This is a genomic window from Polaromonas sp. (assembly GCF_018780625.1).
Lineage (GTDB): Bacteria > Pseudomonadota > Gammaproteobacteria > Burkholderiales > Burkholderiaceae_C > Polaromonas.
In genome coordinates, this window is the sequence record NZ_JADMJK010000132.1 from 24,637 (window position 1) to 32,914 (window position 8,278).

The following is an 8,278-nucleotide window of genomic DNA, read 5'->3' on the forward strand; positions in this document are numbered from 1 at the left end:
TCGATCTGGCCTGAAGATGGGTAGGCGCATCTGTGACACGCCGGATGTAAACCTGCTTTCCGGTTTAAAACAGGCAAAGAAAAAGGCTCCAGTTGGAGCCTTTTTCAGGGGAGCAGTGAAGCTTAGTCGACCGATTTTTCAAACGGCAGGGGCATGGTTCCCAAGTCGCGCTTGGTCTCGACCAGCACCAGGGGCGCTTCTTCCGACACCACCCGCGCAGGACGCTCGCGCTGAACCTTCACGGGCTGAACTTCAGCGGCTATCGCGGCTTGCGCCTCGGCAATCTTGCTTGCATCGGAGTTGATCCACTGCAGACCAGAGCTCTGTGCCACTTGCACCAGATCCTGCAAAGGCAAGTCGTAAGACGCAACCTTGGGCAGGGCACTGGAAACCGGCGCCGCTTGCACGGGTGCAGGTGCAGGTGCAGGCGCAGGCGCAGCAACAGGTACCGGTGGTGCGACATGAGCGACTGCCGGAACGACCACAGGTGCTACTGATTTTGCAGCTACTGGCTCCCGTTCCTGATGGGCTGGCGCTTGGCTTTGCTCTGAGGGCTCGGTCGGTTCAGCATGAACCGGCAGCGCGCTGCCTTCCACTGGCTGCTCGATGCGCTCCCCGCGCTCACCGCGTTCACGGCGCTCGCGGCCATAACGGTCACGGCTGCGGCGTTCCCGCTGCGGGCGCTCCTGGCCTTCTTCCTGCCCCTCGGCGCGAACGGGAAGCTCGGTCGATGAGGCCAGCACGACCGGATTGCCAGCCTCGTCAGGACTTGCAACGACGGCGGGGTGCGCCGCATCGAAACTGTCGGCCTGGGCTGCGGCGACAGGCGCTGCAGCGATGCCCTCTGGGCGCTCGCCACGGCGTTCGTTGCGACGGCCATTGCGCTCGCCGCCCCGTTCACCACGTTCACGGCGGCCTTCGCCACGTTCCTCGCTGCGTCCTTCAGGACGGCCGCCGGGCTGGCGTTCGCCGTCACGGCTGGCGTCCAGGGCGGGCCGCTCCTGGCGCGGTGCTGCCGCTTCGCCGCCCATGGCTGCTGCCATGGCCGCCTGGTTGGCCAATGCCAGATCCTGCTCGACGGCATCGCGCGCAATGCGTTCGCCGCGCTCCGGGCGCTCGGTGCGGTCCCCGCGCTCGCGGCGTCCACGGCCTTCGCGGTTCTCATTGCGTGGCAGCCCTTCGATCGGGGTCTCGCCGCGGGTCTCTGCGCGGTTGTCAATACGGCTTTCTCCGGCCGGACGCTCCTGGCGGCCTCCTTCTGCGCGTGCTTCAGGACTGCGCTCGCGGCGTTCAGGCGCACGGCCTTCCGGGCGGCCTTCGGCATTGCCTTCCCCACGGCCTTCACCGCGGCTGCGGCCACCGCGTCGGCTGTCACGGCCGCCACGCTCCTGGCGTTCACCGCCACGGTCAGAGCGCTCGCCACGTCCTTCAGGGCGGCCTTCACGGCGCACCTGGCTGGCTGGCTCGTCTTTTTTCACGACCACCGGGGCAGGGGCTGGCGCGGGCACGGGCGTTTCTTCGCCGCTGAACAGGCGCTTGATCCAGCCGAACAGGCCCTGCTCGGCGGGTGCCGGCGCTGGCGTAGCGACTGGCGCAGGGCGTGCTGCTGGTTTGGGGGCCGCAGGGGCCATCGCTGCAGGCGGCTTGGGAATGACCACAGGAGCTGGCGCATCGGGCAGTACGCCCTTGATGATGGGTTCCTGCTTGTTGTGCTTTTCCTGGCTGCGGCGCGTGACCGTGGTCTGGTCTTCAATATCTTCCGCCATTTTGTAGCTGGCTTCGATATTGTCCAGGCGTGGATCGTCGTGTTTCAGGCGCTCCAGGCGGTAGTTGGGTGTTTCCAGCGTCTTGTTGGGCACCAGCAGCACGTTGATGCGCTGCTTCATTTCGATCTTGGCGATTTCCGAGCGCTTTTCATTGAGCAGGAAAGACGCCACATCGACCGGCACCTGGCACAGCACCGAAGCCGTGCTGTCCTTGAGGGACTCTTCCTGGATGATGCGCAAAATCTGCAGCGCCGAGCTTTCGGTGTCGCGGATATGGCCGGAACCGCCGCAACGCGGGCAGGGAATTGAGGCCCCTTCGTTGAGCGCCGGGCGCAAGCGCTGGCGGCTCATTTCCATCAGGCCGAACTTGCTGATGGTGCCGAACTGCACGCGTGCGCGGTCCTGGCGCAGCGCGTCGCGCAGGCGGGTTTCCACATCGCGGCGGTTGCGCGACTCTTCCATGTCGATAAAGTCGATGACGATCAGGCCGCCCAGGTCGCGCAGACGCATCTGGCGCGCCACTTCGTCGGCAGCTTCCAGGTTGGTGCGGGTCGCGGTTTCCTCAATGTCGCCGCCCTTGATGGCGCGGGCCGAGTTGACGTCGATGGATACCAGCGCTTCGGTGTGGTCGATCACGATGGCGCCGCCGGAAGGCAGTTGCACGGTGCGGGCGTAGGCCGACTCGATCTGGTGCTCGATCTGGAAGCGCGAGAACAGCGGCGCGTCGTCGCGGTAGCGCTTGACGCGGTGCTCGTGCTCGGGCATCACGTGGGCCATGAACTGGCGGGCCTGCTCGTAGACGTCGTCGGTGTCGAACAGGATGTCGCCGATGTCGCTGTTGAAGTAGTCGCGGATCGCGCGGATCACCAGGCTCGATTCCTGGTAAATCAGGAAAGCGCCCTTGCCGCCCTTGCCGGCGCCGTCAATCGCGGTCCAGAGCTTGAGCAGATAGTTCAGGTCCCACTGCAGTTCAGGGGCGCTGCGCCCAATGCCGGCCGTGCGCGCAATGATGCTCATGCCGTTCGGGTATTCGAGCTGGTCCATCGCCTCTTTGAGGTCGGCCCGGTCTTCACCTTCGATGCGGCGAGACACACCGCCGCCGCGCGGGTTGTTGGGCATCAGTACCACATAGCGGCCGGCCAGGCTGACGAAGGTGGTCAGCGCTGCCCCCTTGTTGCCGCGTTCTTCTTTTTCGACCTGGACCAGCAGTTCCTGGCCTTCCTTGATCACGTCGCTGATGCGGGCCTGGTTGACCGGCACGCCTTGCGCAAAATATTGCCTTGAGATTTCCTTGAAAGGCAGGAAACCGTGGCGGTCTTCGCCGTAGTCGACAAAACACGCTTCCAGCGAGGGCTCGACGCGGGTGACGACGGCTTTGTAGATGTTGCCTTTGCGCTGCTCGCGCCCTTCAATTTCAATTTCGTAGTCGAGGAGCTTTTGTCCGTCAACAATCGCCAGGCGGCGCTCTTCGGCCTGGGTGGCATTTACCAGCATGCGTTTCATGGGTGTTCCTAAATACTCTTCGTTCCAAAGCCTAAAAATGGCTGAACGACACCAGGAGCAACGCAGTGCGAACGTGGGGAATTGCCGGAGAGCTTTTGACCGGAAGCGGGCTCACTGAAATTTCAGTCAGCCTGCTCTGGTCTGGGCGTAGGCGCGTGGATGGAGTGAGCAGTATCCGGCAGGATTTGCTACAGAAATAGTAGCTGTTTGCGCCCGCTGTACAGGGGCTACAGGCTGATTTGTGCCATAGAGCAAGGCCAGGAGGCGCTGCAGGCAACTAAAAATCAGACTGACCCGTGTTGTCATCAGAGGGTTACCCGTAAAAGGACTTGTTCTCACCTGGATCCGAATGCAGCCCTGAGTTCGTGACTGCAGGCTGCACACATAAGTATTCCGTAGTTTTATTCGCAAAGCGCCGACTCGTCTGCATGGCAATTTCCGTGTTGCGAGGTGCCTGGCACCCGTCGCGCGTGGACAATTGCCACCAGTGGCATCGACCTTCCAGCGAGGCTGTTTGCAGGCCTTTTCAGGGGCTTTGGATTGGTGTGGATTAAACTCCAGACAAATCAACTACTTACAGCGTATCGCTAGTGAAACACATTATAGGGGCAGCTTCAGGCAAGGCAAAACGCCCGGCAAAAGCGCCTGTCCGCCCGATTTCTGCGGCGCTTGCGCCCAAGCCCCAGCCCCAGCCACCGCCGGTGGTGCCCTTCGTGCCCATTGCCGCCGCCGCGTTGCCCCAGGCGACACTGGTGACGGTGGATGAAGATTACGCTGGCCAGCGGCTCGACAACTTCCTGATCCGCCAACTCAAGGGGGTTCCCAAAACCCACGTCTACCGCATCATCCGCAGCGGCGAGGTGCGGGTCAACAAGGGCAGGGCGCATGCCGATACCCGTGTCGAAGCGGGCGATGTCGTGCGCCTGCCGCCAGTGCGGACGTCGGAGCGGGCCGATCAAAAGGCCCAGCTGATGCAGAGCGTGATGACCGAGGTGGCGCGCCACGGCGCAAGCTCCACAGTCGGCGGTTATGCGCCGCCCGCTGAATTTCCGGTTCTTTTTGAAGACGACTTCCTGCTCGCCATCGACAAACCGGCCGGCGTGGCCGTGCACGGGGGCAGCGGCGTGAGCTTCGGTGTCATTGAGCAGCTGCGCATGGCACGGCCCGAGGCCGATTTCCTGGAACTGGTGCACCGGCTGGACCGCGAAACCAGCGGCATCTTGCTGATTGCCAAGCGCCGCATGGCCCTCAAACTGTTGCAAGAGCAGTTCCGCGAGCGTGAAACCGACAAGGTCTATCTGGCCCTGGTCAGCGGCAACTGGCCGGCGAACCAGCGCGTCATCGACAAGGCGCTGCACAAATACCTGCTGCCCAACGGCGAGCGGCGCGTCAAGATCGTGGCCAACGACCATCCCGACGCCATGCGTTCGGTGACGCTGGTCAAGGTCAAGTCCGCCATTGCAGCCAACCCGCTGGCGCCCGACACGCCCTTCAGTTTGCTTGAAGTCACGATCAAGACCGGCCGCACGCACCAGATCCGCGTGCACCTGGCCGGCGAGGGGCACCCGATTGCCGGGGACGACAAGTACGGCAATTTCGAGTTGAACAAGGCGCTGCAAAAGTCCTCCCCCGGTGCAACTTCGCTCAAGCGCATGTTTTTGCATGCCTGGAGTTTGAAGTTCAATCACCCCAAAACCAGAAAAGCGGTGCAGCTGCAAGCGGCCCTGCCCGACGAGTTGCAGCAGTTCTTGCCGTCTCGCGCCGCCGAAGCACGCCCGCAGTCGTCTGCAGAGTCAGATAATTCCTGAGGAATTGCGCGGCGACTGCAGGTAGGGGCCTGTTCAGCCGGCGACAATCTGTTCATGCATATTCGAAACTTTGACCTGATTGCCTTTGACTGGGACGGCACGTTGTTTGACTCTACCCAGATCATCGTGCGCTGCATTCAGGCAGCAGTGCGGGATGTAGGCGGCACGGTGCCGACGGACCAGGCGGCGGGCTACGTGATCGGCCTCGGCCTGATGCAGGCCTTGGCCCATGCTGCGCCCGATGTGCCGCCTGAAAAATACCCGGAGCTTGGCCAGCGTTACCGGCACCATTACGCGACTCATTTCAATGACTTGAGTCTGTTTGAGGGCGTGCTGCCCCTGCTCGATGGACTCAAGGCGCGTGGCCACCTGCTGGCGGTAGCCACCGGTAAATCCCGGGTTGGGTTGAACGAGGCGCTGCAAAGCGTTGAACTCAAAGGCGTTTTTGATGCTTCCCGCACGGCCGATGAGACCGCTGGAAAGCCCGACCCGCGCATGCTGCATGAGTTGATGGCGCAATTCGACATTCCGGCCGAACGCGTGCTGATGGTGGGCGACACCACGCACGACCTGCAGATGGCGCTCAATGCGGCCTGCCCCAGCGTTGGCGTAAGCTACGGCGCGCACGAGCCTGGCGCCTTTGTTGACCTGGCGCCGCGCCATGTCGCGCATTCGGTGCGGGAATTGCACGACTGGCTATTGGCGCATGCCTGACAGGCCCGCCATGGACGAACTGCTGTCCCTTTGGCCGCTGTGCAACAGCCATGATTTGCTGGAGGGCGGGCTGGCCGTGCCGTTTGACCTCAACTACGCCGGTCAGACCTGCCGTGCCTTTGCCATTCGCCATAACGGCTTGCCGCATGCCTACCTGAACCGTTGCACGCATGTGGCCATGGAACTTGATTGGCAGCCCAACCGGATTTTTGATGCCACTGGTCAGTGGCTTCTGTGCGCCAGCCATGGCGCGGCCTACCAGCCTGACACCGGCCAATGCGCTGGCGGCCCGTGCCGCGGCGGGCTGGTCAAGATCACGCTTTCAGAAAAAGACGGTGTCGTGTATTGGCATTCTGCTTACAACCTCACGCAAGTACCGTTTTAATACTTCTCTAAACTCATGACCATGAACGATTCAAACCGCCCCGGCAACACCGATCCTACTTTTGACCCTCAGCCAGATGCAGGGCAGGCCAGGCAGCCCGCTTCCCTTTCTCAAAAATCAGCTGAAATGAGCAATTCGGCTGCGCCCGGCTGGGAGCGGGCGACGCTGGAGAAACTGGTGTTTGCGACGCTCAGCGAGCAAAAATCCACGCGCCGCTGGAAAACCTTTGTGCGCCTGTCGTGGCTGGCATTTTTCATTTTCCTGGTGTGGATGGCCTTGCAGCGCAGCGCCTCCGTGACCGCAGCGACGACGCCGCACACCGCTGTGGTAGAGATCAAGGGAGAAATCGCCGCCGGTGCTGATGCCAGCGCCGAGTTCGTCAATGCCGCCTTGCGGGCTGCATTTGAAGACAAGGGCGCCCAGGCGGTGGTACTGCTGATCAATTCACCGGGCGGCAGCCCGGTGCAGGCTGGCATGATGAACGACGAAATTCTGCGGTTGAAGGCTTTGCACAAGAAGCCGGTCTATGCCGTGGTTGAAGAAACCTGTGCCTCAGCCGCCTACTATGTTGCCGTGTCAGCCGACAAGATTTTTGTTGATAAAGCCAGCATCGTGGGCAGCATTGGTGTGCTGATGGATGGCTTTGGCTTTACCGGTCTGATGGAGAAGCTGGGCGTGGAACGCCGCCTGATGACCGCGGGCGCGAACAAGGGTTTCCTGGATCCTTTCAGCCCGCAAACAGAAACGCAGCGCGTATTTGCGCAAGGCATGCTGGACCAGATTCACCAGCAGTTCATTGGTGTCGTGAAAGCCGGGCGCGGCGATCGCCTGAAGGAAACGCCCGAAATGTTCAGCGGACTGTTCTGGAGTGGTCAGCAGTCGGTGGAGTTGGGGTTGGCTGACCAACTGGGAAATCTTGACTATGTCGCCCGTGAAGTCGTCAAGGTTGAAGAAATCATTGACTACACCCGCCGCGACAATGTGGCGGAACGCCTTGCGAAGAAGTTTGGTGCGTCCATTGGAGAGGGCGCTATGAGGGCTTTCAGCGCCATACCTGCATTGCGTTGAGCGTTTTTTAAATGATCACAAACAAGCCCGCAGCCTGCGGGCTTGTTTTATGGGCGCCAGCGCGACTTAGCGGCCAATGCAAAACACAGTAGGCAGATCCAGCGGCACCACGGGTTTGTCGCGCTTCCAGCTGCTTACCTGCGCGCTGCGGCTCACGCCCTTGTCCATCGTCAGGCCGCAACCCAGCGCCAGCCGGGTGTTGCCTTGAAGCGTTTGCAGTAGCGCCTGCAGCAGGGCGGCGTTGCGGTAGGGCGTTTCAATGAACAGCTGGGTCTGGCCGGTTTTCAGCGCCAGCGACTCCAGTTCCCGGATGCGTTGCGAGCGGCCGCCGGCATCTTGCGGGAGGTAGCCGACAAATGCGAAGTTCTGGCCGTTCAGGCCGCTCGCTGCCAGCGCCAGCATCAGCGACATGGGTCCTGTCAGCGGCATGACCTGAAGGCCGAGGTCATGCGCGGCGCGCACCACCGAGGAGCCAGGATCGGCAATGGCGGGCATGCCCGCTTCGCTGACCAGACCCATGTCGCGGCCTTCCATCGCTGCAGACAGCAGGGGGCGCGCGTCAAAATTGCCGGTGTGGTCCCCTTTTTTGTGAACCTCCCGCGGGAGCTCCTGAATCTGCAGCATCTGCACCGGATTGGCCAGGGGCTCAATCTCATTGATGCGTTTTAAATAAGCGCGTGTACTTTTTGCATTCTCGCAAATCCAGCAGGACAGACGGGCCGCAATTTGCAGCGTGCCCAAAGGCATCACGTCCTGAAGGGGGGCTTCGACGTCGCAGCCGAAATCAAGCGGTGCGGGAACCAGGTAGAGTTTTCCCTTTGTCAGGCTGCTCATGCTGAGACCTCCTGGTTGCCCAGCAGGACCACGCCGGCCGCCTGGATCATTTTGCAGGTCCGAATCAGCGGCAGCCCCACCAGCGCGGTGGGGTCATCGCTTTCAATGGATTCGAGCAGCGCAATGCCCAAGCCTTCGCTTTTGGCGCTGCCGGCGCAATCATAGGGTTGCTCGGCGCGCAGGTAGTTTTCAATTTCGAC

7 protein-coding genes are annotated in these 8,278 nt (G+C 61.9%); 4 read left to right on the plus strand and 3 right to left on the minus strand.

Going from position 1 to position 8,278, the window contains the following annotated elements:
• Positions 1–122 precede the first annotated feature (122 nt).
• A complete protein-coding gene (locus IV091_RS11790) occupies positions 123–3,269 on the minus strand; it encodes an Rne/Rng family ribonuclease (protein WP_293468890.1) in 3,147 nt (1,048 codons plus the stop codon).
• 713 nt (positions 3,270–3,982) lie between these two features.
• On the opposite strand from IV091_RS11790, the gene IV091_RS11795 reads away from it, so the two are divergent.
• From IV091_RS11795 to IV091_RS11810, 4 genes are read left to right on the plus strand one after another with little or no spacing between them, the layout of a single operon-like run.
• Positions 3,983–5,077, plus strand: a complete 1,095-nt coding sequence (locus tag IV091_RS11795) for an RluA family pseudouridine synthase (RefSeq protein WP_293468892.1) — start codon at positions 3,983–3,985, stop codon at positions 5,075–5,077.
• A gap of 54 nt (positions 5,078–5,131) precedes the next feature.
• Positions 5,132–5,791, plus strand: a complete 660-nt coding sequence (locus IV091_RS11800) for an HAD-IA family hydrolase (protein ID WP_293468894.1) — start codon at positions 5,132–5,134, stop codon at positions 5,789–5,791.
• 10 nt (positions 5,792–5,801) lie between these two features.
• Entirely contained in the window at positions 5,802–6,176 is a 375-nt protein-coding gene (locus tag IV091_RS11805) for a Rieske 2Fe-2S domain-containing protein (protein ID WP_293468903.1), read from the plus strand.
• Positions 6,177–6,197: 21 nt separating this feature from the next.
• Entirely contained in the window at positions 6,198–7,244 is a 1,047-nt protein-coding gene (locus tag IV091_RS11810; protein ID WP_293468896.1) for a S49 family peptidase, read from the plus strand.
• 66 nt (positions 7,245–7,310) lie between these two features.
• On the opposite strand, the gene IV091_RS11815 is transcribed toward IV091_RS11810, so the two are convergent.
• On the minus strand, positions 7,311–8,078 hold the full coding sequence (locus tag IV091_RS11815) for an SAM-dependent methyltransferase (RefSeq protein ID WP_293468898.1): 768 nt from the start codon (positions 8,076–8,078) through the stop codon (positions 7,311–7,313).
• The coding region (locus IV091_RS11820) for a Maf family protein (protein ID WP_293468900.1) at positions 8,075–8,278 on the minus strand (204 nt) is incomplete at its 5' end. The genes IV091_RS11820 and IV091_RS11815, both read right to left, overlap by 4 nt.

Bases quoted from the DNA above. Each gene is read 5' to 3' on its own strand.
- IV091_RS11790 (WP_293468890.1), bottom strand. From the start codon at position 3,269: ATGAAACGCATGCTGGTAAATGCCACCCAGGCCGAAGAGCGCCGCCTG.
- IV091_RS11815 (WP_293468898.1), bottom strand. From the start codon at position 8,078: ATGAGCAGCCTGACAAAGGGAAAACTCTACCTGGTTCCCGCACCGCTT.
- IV091_RS11805 (WP_293468903.1), top strand. From the start codon at position 5,802: ATGGACGAACTGCTGTCCCTTTGGCCGCTGTGCAACAGCCATGATTTG.
- IV091_RS11810 (WP_293468896.1), top strand. From the start codon at position 6,198: ATGAACGATTCAAACCGCCCCGGCAACACCGATCCTACTTTTGACCCT.
- IV091_RS11800 (WP_293468894.1), top strand. From the start codon at position 5,132: ATGCATATTCGAAACTTTGACCTGATTGCCTTTGACTGGGACGGCACG.